This is a genomic window from Paracoccus marinus, assembly GCF_007018965.1.
GTDB lineage: Bacteria > Pseudomonadota > Alphaproteobacteria > Rhodobacterales > Rhodobacteraceae > Paracoccus > Paracoccus marinus.
The window spans coordinates 137385-155866 of the sequence record NZ_VJYZ01000018.1 but is presented as its reverse complement, the minus strand read 5'-3'; the positions used below and the strand labels follow the sequence as shown (position 1 = coordinate 155866).

At 69.7% G+C, this 18482-nt stretch carries 15 protein-coding genes; 7 read left to right on the top strand and 8 right to left on the bottom strand.

Annotated features, from left to right (window positions below):
* Position 1 precedes the first annotated feature (1 nt).
* Positions 2-1063, bottom strand: coding sequence for a GTP 3',8-cyclase MoaA (gene moaA / locus FNF32_RS09760; protein WP_143796619.1), 1062 nt, complete (start codon positions 1061-1063; stop codon positions 2-4).
* A 132-nt stretch (positions 1064-1195) separates the two neighbouring features.
* Here moaA and FNF32_RS09755 point away from each other — a divergent pair, with 132 nt between their 5' ends.
* Positions 1196-1660 carry a hypothetical protein gene (locus FNF32_RS09755; RefSeq protein WP_131673215.1) on the top strand — a complete coding sequence of 155 codons (465 nt, stop codon included), beginning with the start codon at positions 1196-1198 and terminating at the stop codon, positions 1658-1660.
* 69 nt (positions 1661-1729) lie between these two features.
* Here FNF32_RS09755 and FNF32_RS09750 read toward each other — a convergent pair whose 3' ends face one another.
* The 3 genes from FNF32_RS09750 to glmU form a co-directional block, all read right to left on the bottom strand.
* Entirely contained in the window at positions 1730-2335 is a 606-nt protein-coding gene (locus FNF32_RS09750) for a phosphatase PAP2 family protein (RefSeq protein ID WP_131673216.1), read from the bottom strand.
* 106 nt (positions 2336-2441) lie between these two features.
* Positions 2442-4259 (bottom strand): glutamine--fructose-6-phosphate transaminase (isomerizing), encoded by a 1818-nt coding sequence (gene glmS / locus FNF32_RS09745; RefSeq protein ID WP_131673217.1) that lies wholly within the window; start codon positions 4257-4259, stop codon positions 2442-2444.
* A 1-nt stretch (position 4260) separates the two neighbouring features.
* Positions 4261-5631 carry a bifunctional UDP-N-acetylglucosamine diphosphorylase/glucosamine-1-phosphate N-acetyltransferase GlmU gene (gene glmU / locus FNF32_RS09740; protein WP_131673218.1) on the bottom strand — a complete coding sequence of 457 codons (1371 nt, stop codon included), beginning with the start codon at positions 5629-5631 and terminating at the stop codon, positions 4261-4263.
* Positions 5632-5736: 105 nt separating this feature from the next.
* Here glmU and FNF32_RS09735 point away from each other — a divergent pair, with 105 nt between their 5' ends.
* From FNF32_RS09735 to FNF32_RS09715, 5 genes are all read left to right on the top strand, one after another.
* Positions 5737-6438: an HAD-IA family hydrolase gene (locus FNF32_RS09735; RefSeq protein WP_131673219.1), complete on the top strand. Its 702-nt coding sequence runs from the start codon at positions 5737-5739 to the stop codon at positions 6436-6438.
* A gap of 31 nt (positions 6439-6469) precedes the next feature.
* Entirely contained in the window at positions 6470-7531 is a 1062-nt protein-coding gene (gene queA / locus FNF32_RS09730) for a tRNA preQ1(34) S-adenosylmethionine ribosyltransferase-isomerase QueA (protein ID WP_131673245.1), read from the top strand.
* On the top strand, positions 7525-9354 hold the full coding sequence (locus tag FNF32_RS09725; protein WP_143796618.1) for a DUF924 family protein: 1830 nt from the start codon (positions 7525-7527) through the stop codon (positions 9352-9354). Before queA ends, FNF32_RS09725 begins: the two co-directional genes overlap by 7 nt.
* A 64-nt stretch (positions 9355-9418) precedes the next feature.
* Positions 9419-10810, top strand: coding sequence for a dihydrolipoyl dehydrogenase (gene lpdA / locus FNF32_RS09720; RefSeq protein WP_131673220.1), 1392 nt, complete (start codon positions 9419-9421; stop codon positions 10808-10810).
* A 91-nt stretch (positions 10811-10901) separates the two neighbouring features.
* Positions 10902-11735, top strand: coding sequence for a cyanophycinase (locus FNF32_RS09715; RefSeq protein ID WP_131673221.1), 834 nt, complete (start codon positions 10902-10904; stop codon positions 11733-11735).
* A gap of 31 nt (positions 11736-11766) precedes the next feature.
* Here FNF32_RS09715 and FNF32_RS09710 read toward each other — a convergent pair whose 3' ends face one another.
* From FNF32_RS09710 to FNF32_RS09695, 4 genes are all read right to left on the bottom strand, one after another.
* Positions 11767-11973, bottom strand: a complete 207-nt coding sequence (locus tag FNF32_RS09710; RefSeq protein ID WP_131673222.1) for a hypervirulence associated TUDOR domain-containing protein — start codon at positions 11971-11973, stop codon at positions 11767-11769.
* Positions 11974-12050: 77 nt separating this feature from the next.
* Entirely contained in the window at positions 12051-13217 is a 1167-nt protein-coding gene (locus tag FNF32_RS09705) for a M20 aminoacylase family protein (protein WP_131673223.1), read from the bottom strand.
* 52 nt (positions 13218-13269) lie between these two features.
* Entirely contained in the window at positions 13270-14613 is a 1344-nt protein-coding gene (locus FNF32_RS09700; RefSeq protein WP_131673224.1) for an NAD(P)/FAD-dependent oxidoreductase, read from the bottom strand.
* Positions 14614-14632: 19 nt separating this feature from the next.
* The gene (locus tag FNF32_RS09695) at positions 14633-16474 is read right to left on the bottom strand and encodes an ABC transporter ATP-binding protein (protein ID WP_143796617.1); all 1842 of its coding nucleotides are present in this window, start codon (positions 16472-16474) and stop codon (positions 14633-14635) included.
* 263 nt (positions 16475-16737) lie between these two features.
* On the opposite strand from FNF32_RS09695, the gene FNF32_RS09690 reads away from it, so the two are divergent.
* Complete coding sequence (locus FNF32_RS09690) at positions 16738-18441, top strand: peptide ABC transporter substrate-binding protein (protein ID WP_131673226.1); 1704 nt, start codon at positions 16738-16740, stop codon at positions 18439-18441.
* Positions 18442-18482 lie beyond the last annotated feature (41 nt).

Sequence of the window (18482 nt, the reverse complement as noted above, 5' to 3'; positions counted from 1 at the left end):
CCTAGCCGCCCGTGTGGCTCATGTTCCGCGACATCTTGCCGCCGACCCCGCGCGAATAGTCGAAGTCGTGGCCCTTGGGCTTCCGCGCGATCGCCTCGCGGATCGCGTTGCGCAGCACCGCGTCGTCTCCGCCCGACCGCAGGGCCGCGCGCAGGTCGGCGCGGTCTTCCTGCCCCAGGCACATGAACAGCTCGCCCGTGCAGGTCAGGCGGACACGGTTGCAGCTTTCGCAGAAGTTGTGCGTCAGCGGGGTGATGAAGCCGATCTTCTGGCCCGTCTCCTCGACCCGGACGTAGCGGGCGGGGCCGCCGGTCCGTTCGGCCAGCGGGGTCAGGGTCAGGCGGGATTCCAGCCGCGCGCGCAGGTCGCTCAGCGGCCAGTACTGGTCCAGCCGATCGCCGCCGTCGATGTCGCCCATCGGCATGACCTCGATGAAGGTCAGGTCGTGCCCCTGCCCCGCGCACCAGTCGAGCAGCGGGAACAGCTCGTCCTCGTTGAAGCCCTTCAGCGCCACGGTGTTGATCTTGACGCGGATGCCCGCGGCAGACGCGGCGCGGATCCCGTCAAGCACCTGCGGCAGGCGACCCCAGCGGGTGATCGCCGCGAACTTGTCGGGGTCAAGCGTATCCAGCGACACGTTGATCCGCCGCACCCCGCAATCCGCCAGCTCGTCCGCGAACCGCGCAAGCTGGCTGCCGTTGGTGGTCAGCGTCAGCTCGTCCAGGCCGCTTCCAAGCCGTCTCGACATGGCGCGCAGGAACGACATGATGTTGCGCCGCACCAGCGGCTCGCCGCCCGTGATCCGCAGCTTGCGGACGCCAAGATCGACGAACGCGCCGCTCAGCCTTTCAAGCTCCTCCAGCGTCAGAAGGTCGGCCTTGGGCAGGAACTGCATGTGCTCGGCCATGCAATAGGTGCAGCGGAAATCGCAGCGGTCGGTGACGGACACGCGCAAATAGGTGATGGCGCGCGCGAACGGGTCGATCAGGGGCGCGACCTGCGAGGCATCGGACGACGCGGGCGCGGGACGGGACGGCGCAGGCGGGGGCGATGGCGCGTTCATGGGATCGAAGATAGGACCGTGGCCCAATCGGCACAAGAAGCGACCCCGGCAAAGCCGCCCGCGCGGGTTGCGGATGGACGCAAGCCCGCGCGCGTGTCACCCAAGGGGGACACCACAGAAAAGGGCCTCGCCATGAAGCTTTCCCGCCTGACGATCATCCTGCCCCTTCTCGCGCTTGCCGCCTGCGGCGAGACCGGGTTCCTGAACAAGCCCGTCGTGACCAAGGCCACCGCGCCCGACGGCACCAAGGTCGTCGCCGCGCCCACCGCCGACGGCGAGGGCGCGGTCGTGATCGCCACCCCGCCGGGGACCGGCGCGGGCGTGACGCCGGGCAGCGATGCGGCGGCCGGGCGCCTGGGCACCACGGTTGCGTCGCTGGGGGACGCCAGCCAGGGCGGGCTTTGGATCAAGACCCCGCTGGTCACCGCGCCAGGCAAGGGGCGCATCGTCGATCCCGCGACCGGCAAGTCCGCCAACGTGGACCTGATCCCGCTGGGCGGCCCCGCCTCGGGCGGCAGCCAGGTCTCGCTGCCGGCGCTGCAGGCGCTGGGCGCAAGCCTGACCGACCTGCCGACGATCGAGGTCTGGCGCGCCTGATCGGCCTGACCATTCACACGGAAAGGGGCGCCCCTGCGCCCCTTTTTCAAGCCGGTCCGGCGGCCACGTTCACCGATGGTCGCGGCCCGGCACGAACGCCTTGAACGCGGCATCGACCAGCGCCTCGGACACCAGCCCGACCACCGCGCCCGCGACCACGTCGGCGGCGAAGTGGCTGCCGCGCGGCACCTGCACCGCCCCCAGCGCGGCCGCGCCAAGGTAAAGCGGTGCCCGCGCGCCCGGCGCCGCGCGCCCGATCGCCCGCGCCGCCGCCACCGCGTTCGCCGTGTGGCCCGAGGGGAACGAGTTGTACGGCCCCTCGTCCGGACCATTCAGCCCGGTCTCGTAGTGGCCTTCGTCCAGCAGCTTGTAGGGGCGGGTCCGCACCACCTTGGACTTGATCGTGGCCTTGATCCACGTCGCCACCGCCAACGAGGCCAGCACCCGCGCACCCGTCCGGGCAAGGCGCGGCCGGCCGGTCACGATGCCGCCGATCATCGCCGCCGTCGCCAGGGTGAAGGCGGGCGGCTGGTCCGCGATCTCGCTCAGGGGGCCCGCGACCGCCATGAAGGTGGTGTGGCGCAGCTGGCCCGCATCGACGGCGAGGTCCACGTCCGCCTCGTGCAGGTCGTCGATGATGCTTTCGGCGCTTGCCGTATTGTCGGTGTCATCCATGCCCGATCAACCACGCCGGCCGCCGAAAGTTGCCCGCGCGCGACCCCTGCCGCCGCAGTTTCACGCGACCGTCACGGGGGGCCGTCACCGGGGGCCACCACGGGGGCTATTCGACCGTGACCGATTTCGCGAGGTTGCGCGGCTGGTCCACGTCGGTGCCCTTGGCCACCGCCGTGTAGTAGGCGAGGTACTGCATCGGCACCGCATAGACGATGGGCGCGAAGACGCCGCCGCCCGCGGGCATGGTCAGCGTGGCGTGAACACCCTCGCCCGCCGCCTCGATCCCGCCTGCGTCCGACACCAGCAGGACCTGCCCGTGGCGGGCCATCACCTCCTGCATGTTCGAGACGGTCTTTTCGAACAGCGGGTCCGAGGGCGCCAGCACGATCACCGGCACGTTGCGGTCGATCAGCGCGATGGGGCCGTGCTTGAGTTCGCCCGACGCATAACCTTCGGCGTGGATGTAGCTGATTTCCTTAAGCTTCAGCGCCCCCTCAAGCGCGATCGGATAAAGCCCGCCGCGCCCCAGGAACAGCACGTCCTGCGCCTCGGCCAGCCACGCGGCGATACGGCGGCAGTCGTCGCCCGCCGCCACCGCCTGGCTGACGAGGCCCGGCACCGCCAGCAGATCCGCGACATGCGCCGCAAGGCCCGCGTCGTCCAGACGGCCGCGATCATGCGCCGCCTTCAACGCCAGCACCGCCAGCACCGCAAGCTGGCAGGTAAAGGCCTTGGTGGACGCCACGCCCACCTCGATCCCGGCGAGGATCGGCAGCGCGATGTCGGATTCCCGTGCGATGGCCGAGGTGCCGACGTTCACGACCCCCACGGTCCGGGCGACCTTGTCGCGGCAATAGTGCAGCGCGGCCAGCGTGTCGGCGGTCTCGCCCGACTGGCTGACGAACATCGCCCAGCTTTGCGGCGACAGCGGCGGCTCGCGATAGCGGAACTCGGACGCGATATCGACCTCGCACGGCAGTCCTGCGAGCCGCTCGAACCAGTATTTCGCGACGCTCGCGGCAAGGAAGGCTGTGCCGCAGCCCACCAGCGTCAGCCGGTCCACCTGCGAGAAGTCGAGCGATTCCGGCAGGACGATCCGCCCGTCCTTGATGTAGTGGCCTAGCGCGTCGCCAAGGACCACCGGCTGCTGGGCGATTTCCTTGGCCATGAAGTGGCGATGCCCGGCCTTGTCGATCGCGGTCGATCCCACGTCGATCCGCGCGACGGCCCGGTTCGCCAGCCGCCCCTCGGCGTCATAGATTTCTGCCCCCGCGCGGGTCAGGACGACATGGTCGCCGTCCTCGAGATAGGTCACGCGGTCGGTGAAGGGCGCCAACGCGATCGCGTCCGAGCCAAGGAACATCTCGCCCGACCCGTGCCCCACCGCCAGCGGCGATCCCTTGCGGGCGCCGATCATCAGGTCGCCCTGCCCCTCGAACAGGAAGGCCAGCGCGAACGCGCCGTGCAGGCGCGACAGCGTGGCGCGCACCGCCTCGACCGGGGTGAGCCCCTGGCCGATCAGGTGGCCGGTCAGCTGCGCAACCGTTTCGGTGTCGGTCTGGGTTTCCGGGACGATGCCGTCGCGGGCGAGTTCGGCCCGAAGCTCGCGGAAGTTTTCGATGATGCCGTTATGGACCACCGCGACGGCACCGTAGCGGTGGGGGTGGGCGTTCGTCTGCGTCGCCGCGCCGTGGGTCGCCCAGCGGGTGTGGCCGATGCCGGTGCGCCCTTCCAGCGGGTCGTGCACCAGCGCGTCCGACAGGTTGACAAGCTTGCCGACCTCGCGCCTGCGGTCCAGCGCGCCGTCGTCGTCGATGGTGGCGATGCCCGCGCTGTCATAGCCGCGGTATTCCAGCCGCCGCAGCGCCTCGACCAGTTGCGGGCCGGCCTGGTGGCCGCCCAGAATGCCCACGATCCCGCACATCTCAGCCGTTCCCCCGCGCAGATCCCGCCGCCGCGTTCGCCTTTGCCCCGCGCAGCGCCTGCATCATCCGGGTGGCGAGCCCCGGCTTGACCACCTGCCGCGCCCGGCCAAGGGCCAGCGCGTCGTCCGGCACGTCCTGGGTGATGACCGACCCCGATCCGGTCAGCGCCCGCGCGCCGATCCGCACCGGCGCCACCAGCATCGTGTCGGAGCCGATGAAGGCGTCGGCCCCGATCTCGGTCCGGTGCTTGCCGACGCCGTCGTAGTTGCAGGTCACGGTGCCCGCGCCGATGTTCGTGCGCTCGCCCACATGCGCGTCGCCCAGATAGGTCAGGTGCCCGACCTTCACCCCCTCGTCGAGGACCGCGTTCTTCACCTCGACGAAGTTGCCCACATGCACGTCGCCGCCAAGCTCGGCCCCCGGGCGCAGCCGCGCGAACGGGCCCACCGTCGCACCCGACGAGACGTGGCAGCCTTCAAGGTGGCAGAAGGGCAGGATCTCGGCCCCGCTTTCGATGGTGACGCCGGGGCCGAAGACGACGTTCTGGCCGATGATGGCGTCGCGGCCGATCACGGTGTCCAGCGCGAACCAGACCGTCGCCGGGTCCGACATGGTGACGCCGCTGTCCAGCGCATCCTCGCGCGCGCGGGCCTGGAACTGCGCCTCGGCGGCGGCGAGTTCGGCGCGGGTGTTGATGCCCAGCGTCTCGGCCTCGTCGCAGGTGACGACGGCGGCTGTCCGCCCTTCGGCGCGGGCAAGGCCCACCACGTCGGTCAGGTAGTATTCGCCGGCCGCGTTGTCGTTGCCCAATCGGCCCACGAGATCGCGCAGAAGCGCCGCATCCGCCGCCATCACGCCCGAATTGCACAGCGCGATCCGCCGCGTGGCCTCGTCGGCGTCCTTGAACTCCACGATCCGGTCAAGCCCTCCGTTGCGGACGACAAGGCGGCCGTAGCGACCGGGTTCCGCCGCCTCGAACCCCAGCACGACCACGTCGGCGGTATGGGACGCGAGCGCCGCCAGCGTGTCCGCGCCGATGAAGGGCGTGTCGCCGTAAAGCACGACCACCTTGCCCGCGAACCCGTCCAGCATCGGCAGCGCCTGCGCGACCGCGTGCCCGGTGCCGAGCTGCTGTTCCTGCAGCGCCACCTGCGCGTCGGGGTCGAGCTTGCCGACCGCGCGCGTCACCGCCTCGGCGCCGTGGCCCGCGACGACGATCACACGCTCGGGGTCCAGTGTCCGGCCCGCGGCCAGCGCGTGGCCGACCAGCGGCACGCCGCCCAGCCGGTGAAGAACCTTGGGCAGGTCCGAAAGCATCCGGCTGCCCTGCCCGGCCGCAAGCACCACCAAGGCCACTGCCTGTTCCGTCATGCCGCGATTTCCCGGTTCATGTTTCATTGCCGGCGTTCTAACTAGCCACCGACCGTGGCGGCAAGGGTCGCGGCATTCACAAGCTTTGACGGAAGGTTACGGACGATGACGGGAACGGTGGTCTTCGACCTGGACGGGACGCTTGCGGACACGGCGGCGGACCTCGTGGCGGCGGCGAATGGCTGCTTTTCCTCTCGCGGGTTGGGGGCGCTGCTGGACCCGGTCGCGGATGCGGGGATCGCGTTCCACGGCGGCCGGGCGATGCTGCGCGCGGGCTATGCGCGGATGCCCGCCGGCATGATCCTGCCCGGCGACGCCGAGGACGTGGATTTCGCGCGCCTGCTGGATTTCTACGAGGCCGACATCGCCCGCCACACGACGCTTTACGACGGCGTGGACGACGCGCTGGCGCGGTTGCAGGACATGGGGCTGATCCTGTCGATCTGCACCAACAAGCCCGGCGCGCTGGCCGAAAAGCTGCTGGCGGTCCTGGGGATCCGCGACCGCTTCGCGGCGCTGGTGGGCGCCGACACGCTGCCGGTCCGAAAGCCCGACCCGACCGCCTACCGCGAGGCGGTGACGCGCGCGGGCGGCGAGGTCGCGCGGTCGTTTCTGGTCGGCGACACGGAAACCGACGTCAAGACCGCCCGCGCCGCCGGCGTCAAGGTCGCGCTGGTGGGGTTCGGGCCCGAGGGGCCGGAGATCGACCGGCTGGGGCCGGACTACCTGCTGCACGACTTCGCCGGGCTGCCGGACCTTGCCCAGCGCTGGCTGGGCGCCAACGCCGCGGCCCGGCGCAAGGCTTGACCTTGGCCCTGCCCGCGCCGACAACCGCCCCATGCGCCTGTCCGATTTCGACTTTGACCTTCCCGAGGGGCTGATCGCCACGCGCCCGGCCCGGCCGCGCACGGCGGCGCGGCTGCTGGTGGCGCAGGGCGACGCGATGACGGATGCGACCGTCGCCGACCTGCCGCGGTTCCTGCGGGCGGGCGACCTCTTGGTCCTGAACGACACCCGCGTCATTCCCGCCCGCCTGACCGGCAGCCGGACCCGCGCGACGCCGCAGGGCGAGGCCACCGCGAAGGTGGAGATCACGCTGCTGGAACCCACCCCCGGCGGCAACTGGCGCGCCCTGGCAAAGCCCTTGCGCAAGCTGCGCGCGGGCGAGACGGTGCGCTTCGGCGACACGCTGTCGGCGGTCGTGGACGCGATGTCCGACACCGACCTGACGCTGCGCTTCGACACTCACGGCGCGGCGCTGGACGAGGCGCTGGCGCGGGTCGGCGCGATGCCGCTGCCGCCCTATATCGCCGCGCTGCGCGCGCCCGACGACCAGGACCGCACCGACTACCAGACCGTCTGGGCCCGCACGTCCGGCGCGGTCGCCGCCCCGACGGCGAGCCTGCATTTCGACCAGCCGCTGCTTGACCGCCTGGCCGACATGGGCGTGCGCTTCGCCACCGTTACCCTGCATGTCGGCGCGGGCACCTTCCTGCCGGTCAAGGTCGATGACGTGACCACCCACCGGATGCACGGCGAACGCGGCATCGTGGACGCGACGGCCGCCGACGCCATCAACGCCGCCCGCGCCGAAGGGCGGCGGGTCGTCGCCGTCGGCACCACCGCGCTGCGCCTGATCGAAAGCGCGGCGGATGCGGGCGGAACCGTCCACCCCTACGACGCCGTCACGGAAATCTTCATCTATCCCGGCTACAGCTTCCGCGTGACCGATGCGCTGATGACCAACTTCCACCTGCCCCGATCGACCCTGCTGATGCTGGTGTCGGCGCTGATGGGCAAGGACCTGGTGGACCGCATCTATGCCCACGCGGTCGAACGCGGCTACCGCTTCTTCAGCTACGGCGACGCCTCGCTTCTGATCCCGGACGCCGCATGCTGACCGTCGTCCGCTCCAGCTGGCCGCTGCTTCTGGGCATCATGCTGCTGATGGTCGGCAATGGCATGCAGGGCACGCTGCTGGGCGTGCGCGGCGGGATCGAGGGGATCCCGACCGGCCTGATGGCGCTGGTGATGGCGGGCTATTTCGGCGGCTTCGTCGTCGGCAGCCGGACCGTGCCGGGGCTGATCCAGCGCGTGGGCCATGTCCGCGTTTTCGCGGCGCTCGCGTCCATGATCTCGGCCGTGCTGGTCCTGTATGCGGCGATGCCGCACTGGCTTGCCTGGGCGCTCTTGCGGTTCCTGATCGGGTTCTGCTTCTGCGGCGTCTACATCGTCGCGGAAAGCTGGCTCAACGCCGGGGCCACGAACGAGAATCGCGGCCTGACCATGTCCACCTACATGATCGTGCAGATGCTGGGGCTGGTCAGCGCGCAGTTCCTGATGAACTTCGGCGATCCGGGCGGCTGGGTGCTGTTCGTCATCCCGTCGGTCCTGGTGTCGGTCGCGTTCACGCCGATGCTGCTGGCCACCACCCCCGCGCCAAGGTTCGAGACGATCGCGCCGATGAGCATCCGCAGGCTGTTCCGCGCGTCCCCCCTGGGCTGCGTCGGCATCTTCCTGATGGGCGGCGTGTTCGCGGCCCTGCAGGGCATGTCGCCGGTCTGGGGATCGGTGATCGGGATGAACGTCCGCGACGTGTCGGCCTTTGTCGCCGCGATCTGGCTTGGCGGGCTGATCTGCCAGTATCCGATCGGCTGGGCATCGGACCGCACCGACCGCCGCGTCCTCATCATGACGATGGCGCTGTTCGGGGCGGCGATCACCGTCGCCGTGTTCGCGTTCCAGACCGGCATCTGGGGCTATCTGCTGGCCGCCGCGCTGCTGGGCGGGGTCGCGAACCCGACCTATTCGCTGCTCATCGCCTATACCAACGACTTCCTCGACGCGTCCGACATGGCGGCGGGGTCGGCGGGGCTGCTGCTCATCAACGGGGCGGGATCGTTCTTCGGCCCGATCGTCACCGCGTGGCTGATGGCGGCGATGGGGCCCGACGGCTTCTGGGCCTACATGGGCGTCCTGCTGCTGGCGCTGTCCGGCTATGCCGCCTGGCGCATGACGCGCCGCGCCTCGCCCCAGGTCGCGGATACCGGCGCCTTCGCGATGCTGTCGCCCGCCGCAACCACCCTCGCCGTCGAGACCGCGCTGTCCGAGGCCGGCGAACCCACCATCCACCCTGAGGGAGAGTTCCGCATGACCCCCGACGACATCAACCGCTTCTGGCTTGAGGACGTGGGTCCCAAGGGCTGGTACGAGCAGTCCGACGGCCTGGACGAACAGGTCCGCGCGCGCTTTCAGTCGGCGTGGCAGGACGCGCGGCAACTGACCCGCGAATGGGCCGGGACGCCCGAAGGGACACTGGCCTCGCTGATCCTGACCGACCAGTTCCCGCGCAACATTTTCCGGGGCGACAGCCGGTCCTTCGCGACCGATCCGCTCGCCGTGTCCATCGCGGGCGCGGCCATCGAGGCGGGGCACGACCTGCAGACCCCGGAACCCGCGCGGCAGTTCTATTACATGCCGTTCGAGCATGCCGAGGATCTTGCCCTGCAGGACCGCGCCGTGGCGCTGTTTTCCGAACGGATGCCGGGCGAGAACCTGCTGCACGCGCAGATGCACCGCGACACCATTGCGCGGTTCGGCCGTTTTCCGTGGCGCAACACCGCGCTGGGGCGCGAATCGACGCCCGAGGAACAGGAGCTGCTGGACGCTGGCGGCTACGGCGCGCTGGTATCGGGCAAGGTCAAGCTTGCCGTTCCCGAGTGACGCTGCGAACCTTGGGTTACTGACGCTATCGGATCACGACGAAACGAACCACGGGGGAAACGCGATGCCGCAGGATTTCGACATGGTGGTGATCGGCTCCGGTCCAGGCGGCTACGTCTGCGCGATCCGCGGCGCGCAGCTGGGCCTGAAGGTCGCCGTGATCGAACGCGCCGAGCTTGGCGGCATCTGCCTGAACTGGGGCTGCATCCCCACCAAGGCGCTGCTGAGATCGTCCGAAATATTCCACCTGATGGAGCGCGCGAAGGACTTCGGGCTCAAGGCCGACGGGATCGGCTTCGACCTCGACGCCGTCGTGAAACGGTCGCGGGGCGTCGCCAAGCAGCTGTCGGGCGGCGTCGCCCATCTTCTCAAGAAGAACAAGATCACCGTGATCCAGGGCGCGGCCAGGCTGGCCGAGGCGGGCAAGATCTCGGTCAAGTCCGACAAGGGCAGCGAGGACGTCGCGGCCAGGGCGATCGTCGTCGCCACCGGCGCCCGCGCCCGCAACCTGCCGGGGCTGGAAGCCGACGGCGACCGCGTCTGGTCCTACCGCGAGGCGATGGTGCCGAAACACATGCCGAAGGAGCTGCTCGTCATCGGCTCGGGCGCGATCGGGATCGAGTTCGCGAGCTTCTACAACACGATGGGCGCCGACACGACCGTGGTCGAGGTGATGGACCGCGTCCTGCCGGTCGAGGACGAGGAGATCTCGGCCTTCGCGAAGAAGCAGTTCGTCAAGCAGGGCATGACGATCCTCGAAAAGGCCACGGTGAAGAAGCTCGACCGCGCGACGGACAAGGTCACCGCCCATATCGAGGTCGGCGGCAAGGTCCAGACGCAGGAGTTCGACACCGTCATCTCCGCCGTGGGCATCGTCGGCAACGTCGAGGATTGCGGGTTCGAGGAGGCGGGGCTGAAGATCGATCGCACCCACGTCGTCGTGGACGAATACTGCCGCACCGGCGTCGATGGTGTCTACGCCATCGGCGATGTCGCGGGCGCGCCGTGGCTCGCCCACAAGGCCAGCCACGAGGGCGTTATGGTGGCCGAGCTGATCGCCGGCGGCCATCCGCACCCGATCCGCCCGAACTCGATCCCCGGCTGCACCTACTGCCAGCCGCAGGTCGCATCCGTCGGGCTGACCGAGGCGAAGGCGAAGGAAGCCGGGCACGAGGTCCGCGTCGGCCGCTTCCCTTTCATCGGCAACGGCAAGGCGATCGCGCTGGGCGAGCCCGAGGGCATGGTGAAGACGGTGTTCGACGCCGCGACGGGCGAGCTTCTGGGCGCGCACATGGTCGGCGCCGAAGTGACCGAGCTGATCCAGGGCTACGTCATCGGCCGCACTCTGGAAACGACGGAGGCCGAGCTGATGGAAACGGTCTTCGCCCATCCGACCCTGTCCGAGGCGATGCACGAGGCGGTGCTGGACGCCTACAAGCGCGCGCTCCATTTCTGAAGCGGAGCGCCGGCCGGCGCGAACACCGACGCGCAGCCGGCACTCCGAAACGCGGTATGCATACGGACGCCGGACACCGGGGGAGCATCGCATGACGACGACGCGTGGAGACGGGGGAGCGCGGGCCTCGATCGGCCGGCGGATGCTCCTGCTGCTGGCTGCCGCGGCCGCCGCCGCGATGCCGGCGCGGGCCATCCCCGGTGCCCCGGCCGACGGCGCGCTTGTCGCCATCGGCGGCGGCGCGCGGCGCGGGATCTATGCCGACGTCCTGCAGCTCTACGGTCGGCCCGCCCCGAAGATCCTGATCATCCCCCATGCCGCCCCCGCCGCGGACCTCCGCGACGCGGTTGACGACAACCGCAGGCTGTTCGCCCGGTCGGGCGCGCACGACGTCGAAGGGCTGGACCTGTCGCGGGTCGATCACGCCCGCGCGCAGATCGCGCGCGCGGACATCATCTGGATGTCGGGCGGGCTTCAGCGGCGGCTGGCGGGCGCGCTCCGCGAGGCCGGGCTGATCGAGGATATGCGCCGCCGCTTCGCCGCCGGCAGGGGCATCATCGCCGGCACCAGCGCGGGCGCGAGCATCATGTCCGACGTCATGATCGAGACCTCGCGGCGCGAGTCCGAGGGGACTCGGCATCCGGTCCTCGCGCGCGGGCTGGGCCTGTGGCGGGACGCGATCATCGACCAGCACTTCAGCCAGCGCGGACGGCTGCAGCGCCTTACCCGCGCGGTCGAGATGCACCCCGACCTCATCGGCATCGGCATCGACGAGGATACCGGGATCGTCCGCTTTGGCGACGGCACGACGCGGGTGATCGGCAGCGGCACCGTCACCATCCTGCGCGCGACCGATCCCGCGGCCGAAGCGGTGACGATCGAGCAGACACGCCTGCGCCGCGGCCAGACCATCGCACAACCCTGAGCGGCGGGTCCGCGACCGCCCGGCCCGGTCCTCACTCCGCCTTCAGCGCGTCCGGCTTGTGCGCGGCCTGCGCGCCCTCGTCCGTCTCGACCAGCCATTGCGGATCGTCCTCGGTGGCCGCGACCTCGTGTTCCTTGATCTTCATGCGCGAGGTGATCTTGCGCACGATCTTGCCGTGCGCCTTCCCGCCCGAACTGTTCCAGCTGACCCGCTGTCCCTTGTGGAAATCCCCGGCCATCGCGCCCTCCTCATCCGGAATCCAACGACGAACCCCGGCGCAGAGGCCGGGGTTCCCTTGGCGAGCGACAGGCGAAATCAGGCAGCGGGCATCCGCGCTTCGACCATGCCGGCGTACCAGCTCGACCCCGCCGGGATCGCGTCGTCGTCGAAGTTGTAGGCCGGGTGATGGACCATCGCCGTGTCGCCGTTGCCGACGAAGATGTAGGCGCCGGGGCGCTGTTCCAGCATGTAGCTGAAATCCTCGCCGCCCATCATCGGCTGCACGGTCATGTCGATGTCGCCCGCGACCTCGCGCGCGACGTTCGCCGCGTGCTCCGTCGCGTCGGCGTGGTTCACCGTCACCGGGTAGCCGCGACGGTAGTCGATGTCGGCGGTGGCACCGAAGGCGGCGGCGATGTTTTCCGAAACCCGCCTGATCCCCGCCTCCAGCTGGTCGCGGACACCTGCGTCGAGGCTGCGGGCGGTGCCCTTCAGCGTCACCGTCTGCGGGATGACGTTGTGCGCGGTCGAATCCGTCTGGACCACGCAGACCGACACGACCGCGTTCTTCAACGGGTCGATGTTGCGCGACACGATCGATTGCAGCGCGACGATGATCTGCGCCGACACCAGCGTCGTGTCGATGCATTCGTGGGGCTTCGCGGCGTGCCCGCCCTTGCCGGTCACGACGATGTCGAACTGGTCGGCGGCGGCCATCATCGCGCCCTCGCGGATCGCGAAGCTGCCGGTCGGGATGCCGGGCATGTTGTGCATCCCGTAGAACTCCTGGATGCCCCAGCGGTCCACCAGCCCGTCCTCGACCATGGCGAGGCCGCCCGCGCCGCCTTCTTCGGCGGGCTGGAAGATCACGACCGCCGTGCCGTCGAAGTTGCGCGTCTCGGCGAGGTAGCGGGCCGCGCCCAGCAGCATCGCGGTGTGGCCGTCATGGCCGCAGGCGTGCATGACGCCGGGCGTCTTGGATGCGTAGTCGACGCCCGTGATCTCGTTGATCGGCAGCGCGTCCATGTCGGCGCGCAGGCCGATCACGCGGCCGCTGCTGTCGCTGCGCCCCTTGATGACGCCCACCACGCCGGTGCGGCCGACGCCTTCGACGACCTCGTCCACGCCGAAGCTCCGCAGCAGCTCGGCGACCTTGCCGGCGGTGCGGTGGACTTCGTAAAGCAGTTCCGGGTTCTCGTGAAAGTCGCGCCGCCAGGCGGTGATCTCGGGCAGCAGCTCGGCCATGCGGTTCTTGACGGGCATGATTGTCTCCTGTTCTCGGGACAGGTTGGCGCGGCGCAGGCACCGCCGCAAGTCACAAGGTCGGGCCGAGCGTCACGGGCGAGCCGTCCGAAAAGCGGCCGAAGCGAAAGCGGGTCAGGTCGTGGCCGGGATCGCGCCCGCGGATCAGGTCGGCCATGACGCGGCCGATGCCCGGGCCGATGCCGAAACCGTGGCCCGACAGGCCGGTGGCCACGAAGAAGCCCCGGATCGGCGTCTCGTCGAGGATCGGGACGATGTCGGGCGTCGCGTCGATCATGCCCGCCCATGCGCGCTTGATGCGGGGGCGGCCGAGGGCGGGAAACGTCTCGGCAAAGTCGCGTTGCAGCTTTTCGACCAGCCGCAGGTTCGGGGCGGGGTCGAGGACGCGCATTCGCTCGAACGGGGATTGCTCGTCCCCGCGCCAGCGCCGGGCGGTGCGCCAGGCGTCGGGAAAGCCCGCGGGCGCGAAGGGGTGCAGCCGCGTGTGGGTCACGTCGCGCAGGAACTGGTGGGCGAAGCTGCGGACATGGCGGAACGCGCCGGGGCCGATCCAGAAGTCGCTGACGGTGCCGGGGGCGAGGGTGTATCCGCCGTCGGCGCGCCTGCGGAAGGCGAAGCGATCATCGGCGGCGTTGCCGGGCCAGAAATCGGGCATGGCTTCGGTCGCGGCGACGGTCGCGCGCGAGGACAGCTGCGGGATCGACAGCCCGGCGTTGCCTGCGAACAGCGACGACCACGCCCCGCCCGCCAGCAGCACACGGGCCGCGCGGATGGTTCCCTTCTCGGTCACGACGCCGCTGACGTGGCCGGCTTCGGTTTCGATCGTGCGGACGGCGCATTCCTCGACGATCACCGCGCCCGCGTCGGCCGCAAGGCGCGCCATCGCGGGCACCGCCGTCCACGGCTCGGCCCGCGCGTCGGATGGCGTCGTGAGCGCGCCGAGCCACCCGGCAGCGTTCGGCAGCGTCCGGTCCAGTTCCGCCCGCGACAGAAGCCGCGTGTCCAGCCCGTGCGCGCGGGCGTGGACCAGCCAGCCCTCATAGGCCTGCAACTGCGCCTCGGTCCGGGCAAGGTAGGTGACGCCGGTGCGGCGCAGGCCCGCCGCCTCGCCCAGCTCCGGCTGCAGCCCTTCCCAAAGCCGCAGCGCCTCGATCATGATCGGCAGCTCGTCCAGGTCGCGGCCCTGCTGGCGCACCCAGCCCCAGTTGCGCGACGACTGTTCGGCCGCGACGCGCCCCTTTTCGCAGACGGTGACGGCGACGCCCGCGCGGGCGAGATACAGCGCCGTGGCGATCCCGGCGATGCCGCCGCCGATGATGACCACGTCGGTGGCGTCGGGGATCGGCCCGGGAAAGCGGACCGGGTCGGTTGCGGCGATGGGTCCGCCCGTTTGCATCGGCCGCCCCCGTCCCGCCTCAGGTTCCGTGCGTGACCGGATCGACCAGCACCCGGTGGCCCGGCGCCACCTCGCGGTAGGTCGAGCGCGGCGCGTCGTGCCCGACCGGGAAGATCGGCGACGGGATCGGCTTGAACTTCAGGTCCTCGCTGATCTTCTTCTTGCGCGGATCGGCCACGGGCACGGCGGCCATCAGCTGGCGGGTATAGCTGTGCTGCGGGTTCTCGAACACCTGCCGACGGGTCCCGATCTCGACAATCCGGCCCAGGTACATCACCGCGACGTGGTGGCTGACCCGTTCCACCACCGCCATGTCGTGGCTGATGAACAGCATCGAGATGCCGAGGTCCTGCTGCAATTCCATCAGCAGGTTCAGCACCTGCGCCTGCACCGACACGTCGAGCGCCGACACCGCCTCGTCGGCGATGATGAGCTTGGGGTTCAGCGCCAGCGCGCGGGCGATGGCGATGCGCTGGCGCTGGCCGCCCGACATCTCGTGCGGATAGCGGCGCATGAAGCTGCGCGGCAGCTCGACCCGGTCGAACAGGCCCGCGATCCGGTCCTGCCGTTCCGACCGGCTGCCGATGCCGAAGTTCAGCATCGGTTCTTCGATCTGGTCGTAAAGCCGCATCTGCGGGTCCAGCGACGCGAAGGGGTCCTGAAATATCATCTGCATGTCGGCCCGCGCCCGGCGCAGCGCCGATGGCGACAGGCCGCGGATGTCGGTGCCGCCCAGCCGCACCTCGCCCGCCGTCGGCTCGACCAGCCGCAGGATCGAGCGGCCGGTGGTGGACTTGCCGCACCCCGATTCGCCCACCAGCGACAGCGTCTCGCCGCCCATGACGGTGAAGCTCACATCCTCGACCGCGTGAACCTGGGCCACGGTGCGGCGCAGGATGCCGCCCTTGACCCCGAAGCGGGTGGACAGGCTGCGGACCTCGAGCAGCGGTTTGGGGTCGGCCACGACGATGGGCCGGGTCGCGGTGCTGCCGTCGGCATTTCGCATCAGGCGCATCGGCTCGGGCGCGGGCTTGCCCGTCATCTCGCCCAGGCGCGGCACGGCGGCGAGCAGCGCCCGGGTATAATCCTCGCGCGGGTTCTCGAAGATCTCGGTGGCGGTGCCTTCCTCGACCTTGCGGCCGCGGTACATGACGACGACCCGGTCGGCCATCTGCGCGACCACGGCCATGTCGTGGGTGATGAACATCACCGCCATCCCGTTCTCGCGCTTCAGGCGGTCGATCAGCGCAAGGATTTCCGCCTGGATCGTCACGTCGAGCGCGGTCGTCGGCTCGTCGCAGATCAGAAGGCGCGGGCGGCAGGCCATCGCGATGGCAATGACGACCCGCTGGCGCATCCCCCCCGACAGCTCGTGCGGATACTGGTTCAGCCGCCGCTCGGGTTCGGGGATCCGCACCTCGCGCAGCAGTTCAAGCGACCGCGCGCGGGCCTGAGCGCGGCTGAGACCGCGATGGACGACCAGTCCCTCGGCCAGCTGCTCGCCCACCGTGAACACGGGGTTGAGCGACGTCATCGGCTCCTGGAAGATCATCCCGATCTCGTTGCCGCGCACGTCGCGCATCACGTCGGCGGGCTGCCGGGCCAGGTCGACGCGGCCGTTTTTGCCGGCGTCGAACAGAATCCGCCCCTCTGCGATGCGACCGCCCCCGAACTCGACGAGCCGCATCAGCGACAGCGAGCTGACCGACTTGCCCGACCCGGATTCGCCCACGACGCAGACGCATTCGCCGGGCCTGATGGAAAAGCTGACGTCCTCGACGCCGGTGACGGGGCCGTCCTGCGTCTCGAACTCGACCCTCAGGCCCTCGACGGAAACAAGCGGCGCGGCGTCGTCCAGCATCGAAGATCCCTCGTTTCAGGCAGACCGTCCGGCCGTGGCACGGCGGTGCGCGCGGCGTCAGCATCGCAGGCTGATGCAGGCGTCCCCGGTTTGCAACATCAAATCCGGCTTGCGTTTTCAGGACGGTGCCTAACTATTCGAACATTCCGCAAGGGCACAGACGACCCGGAAAAGGCATGCAAAAGGCTAGAAGAGCGCCGCAAAGGCATCAGGCCCGCCGTTTCCGCAGCCCCGTGCGGGGCAACACCAACAAGGAGCGTCCCATGAAGATAAGAACCCTGCTGCTGGGCGCCGCCGCCACGATGGCGATGGCCCCCGCCGCGATGGCCGAGCGCGGCAGCGACGGCCAGGCGAACATCCTGTACTTTCAGGCTGTCTCGACGATGAACCCCTATCTTTCGTCGGGAACCAAGGACGTCGAGGCAAGCTCGCTCGTGATCGAGCCGCTGGCCGGCTATGACGAGAAGGGCAACATGTTCCCCCGCCTCGTGACCGAGCTGCCGACGGTCGAGAACGGCGGCATCGCCGCGGACTTCAAGAGCGTCACCTGGAAGCTGAAGCCCGACCTGAAGTGGTCGGACGGCACGCCCTTCACCTCGGAAGATGTCAAGTTCACCGCCGAATACTGCATGAACCCCGATGGGGGCTGCGCGCAGCTGGCCAAGTACGACGGCATCGACAAGGTCGAGGCGGTCGATCCGACCACCGTCAAGGTGACCTTCAAGGAAGCCAAGCCCTTCCCTTTCACGGCGTTCGTCGGGTCCGAATCGCCGATCGTGCAGAAGGCGCAGTTCACCCCCTGCATGGGCGCCGCCGCGCCGACCTGCACCGACGCGAACTTCAAGCCGATCGGGACCGGCCCGTTCCGCGTGACCGAGTTCCGCACCAACGACGTGGTGCAGCTGGAAGCCAACCCCGAATACCGCGACCCGGCCAAGCCCGCCTTCGCGACCATCATGCTCAAGGGCGGCGGTGACGCGGCCGCGGCGGCCCGCGTTGTGATGGAGACCGGCGAATACGACTATGCCTGGAACACCCAGATCGCGCCCGAGGTTCAGGCGCAGATGGAAGGCGGCGGCAAGGGCAAGTTCGTGAACGCGTTCGGCACCCTTGTCGAGCGGATCGAGATGAACTGGACCGACGCCTCGCCGGACCTGCCCGAGGGCGAGCGGTCCACCAAGGCCCACCCCAACCCGTTCCTGTCGGACGTGAACGTGCGCCGCGCGCTCAGCATGGCGATCGACCGCAACCTGCTGGTCGAGGTGGGCTACGGCCAGGCCGGCCGCCCCACCTGCAACCTGGTCCCCGCGCCCGAGCAATACGCCTCGAACGACAACACCGGCTGCCTGACCCAGGACATCGAGGGCGCCAAGAAGCTTCTGGACGAGGCCGGCTGGGTTCCGGGCGGCGACGGCGTGCGCGAGAAGGACGGACAGCGCCTGAGCCTTGTCTATCAGACCTCGGTCAACCCGATCCGGCAGGACTTCCAGTCGCTCATCAAGCAGTGGTGGTCGGAAATCGGCGTGGAAACCGAGCTCAAGACGGTCGATGCGTCGGTCTTCTTCGGCGGCGACGCGGGTTCGCCCGACACGCTGGAAAAGTTCTATGCCGACGTGCAGATGTACGCCAACAACTTCCCCGGAACCGACCCCGAGGCGTATCTGGCGATGTACACCTGCGACAAGGCGCCCAGCCCCGACAACCAGTGGCAGGGCGAGAACAACAACCGCTACTGCGACCCGGAATACGACAAGCTGGTGGCGGAACTGTCGCGCACCTCGGGCATCGACGAACGCGGTGCTATCGCCCGCAAGCTGAACGACATGCTGACCAAGGACAGCATGACCGTCGTGCCGCTGGTGGACCGTGGCCGCCTGTCGGCGCATTCGAACGCGCTTGGCGGCGTCGTCCTGAACACCTGGGACAGCGAGTTGTGGAACGCGTCGGACTGGTTCCGCGTGAAGTGATCCGCGCCTGAGCGAACCGCCCGGCCGCGCGTCCCCCGCGC

Bases quoted from the DNA above. Each gene is read 5' to 3' on its own strand.
- moaA (WP_143796619.1), bottom strand. From the start codon at position 1,063: ATGAACGCGCCATCGCCCCCGCCTGCGCCGTCCCGTCCCGCGCCCGCG.
- FNF32_RS09755 (WP_131673215.1), top strand. From the start codon at position 1,196: ATGAAGCTTTCCCGCCTGACGATCATCCTGCCCCTTCTCGCGCTTGCC.
- FNF32_RS09750 (WP_131673216.1), bottom strand. From the start codon at position 2,335: ATGGATGACACCGACAATACGGCAAGCGCCGAAAGCATCATCGACGAC.
- glmS (WP_131673217.1), bottom strand. From the start codon at position 4,259: ATGTGCGGGATCGTGGGCATTCTGGGCGGCCACCAGGCCGGCCCGCAA.
- glmU (WP_131673218.1), bottom strand. From the start codon at position 5,631: ATGACGGAACAGGCAGTGGCCTTGGTGGTGCTTGCGGCCGGGCAGGGC.
- FNF32_RS09735 (WP_131673219.1), top strand. From the start codon at position 5,737: ATGACGGGAACGGTGGTCTTCGACCTGGACGGGACGCTTGCGGACACG.
- queA (WP_131673245.1), top strand. From the start codon at position 6,470: ATGCGCCTGTCCGATTTCGACTTTGACCTTCCCGAGGGGCTGATCGCC.
- FNF32_RS09725 (WP_143796618.1), top strand. From the start codon at position 7,525: ATGCTGACCGTCGTCCGCTCCAGCTGGCCGCTGCTTCTGGGCATCATG.
- lpdA (WP_131673220.1), top strand. From the start codon at position 9,419: ATGCCGCAGGATTTCGACATGGTGGTGATCGGCTCCGGTCCAGGCGGC.
- FNF32_RS09715 (WP_131673221.1), top strand. From the start codon at position 10,902: ATGACGACGACGCGTGGAGACGGGGGAGCGCGGGCCTCGATCGGCCGG.
- FNF32_RS09710 (WP_131673222.1), bottom strand. From the start codon at position 11,973: ATGGCCGGGGATTTCCACAAGGGACAGCGGGTCAGCTGGAACAGTTCG.
- FNF32_RS09705 (WP_131673223.1), bottom strand. From the start codon at position 13,217: ATGCCCGTCAAGAACCGCATGGCCGAGCTGCTGCCCGAGATCACCGCC.
- FNF32_RS09700 (WP_131673224.1), bottom strand. From the start codon at position 14,613: ATGCAAACGGGCGGACCCATCGCCGCAACCGACCCGGTCCGCTTTCCC.
- FNF32_RS09695 (WP_143796617.1), bottom strand. From the start codon at position 16,474: ATGCTGGACGACGCCGCGCCGCTTGTTTCCGTCGAGGGCCTGAGGGTC.
- FNF32_RS09690 (WP_131673226.1), top strand. From the start codon at position 16,738: ATGAAGATAAGAACCCTGCTGCTGGGCGCCGCCGCCACGATGGCGATG.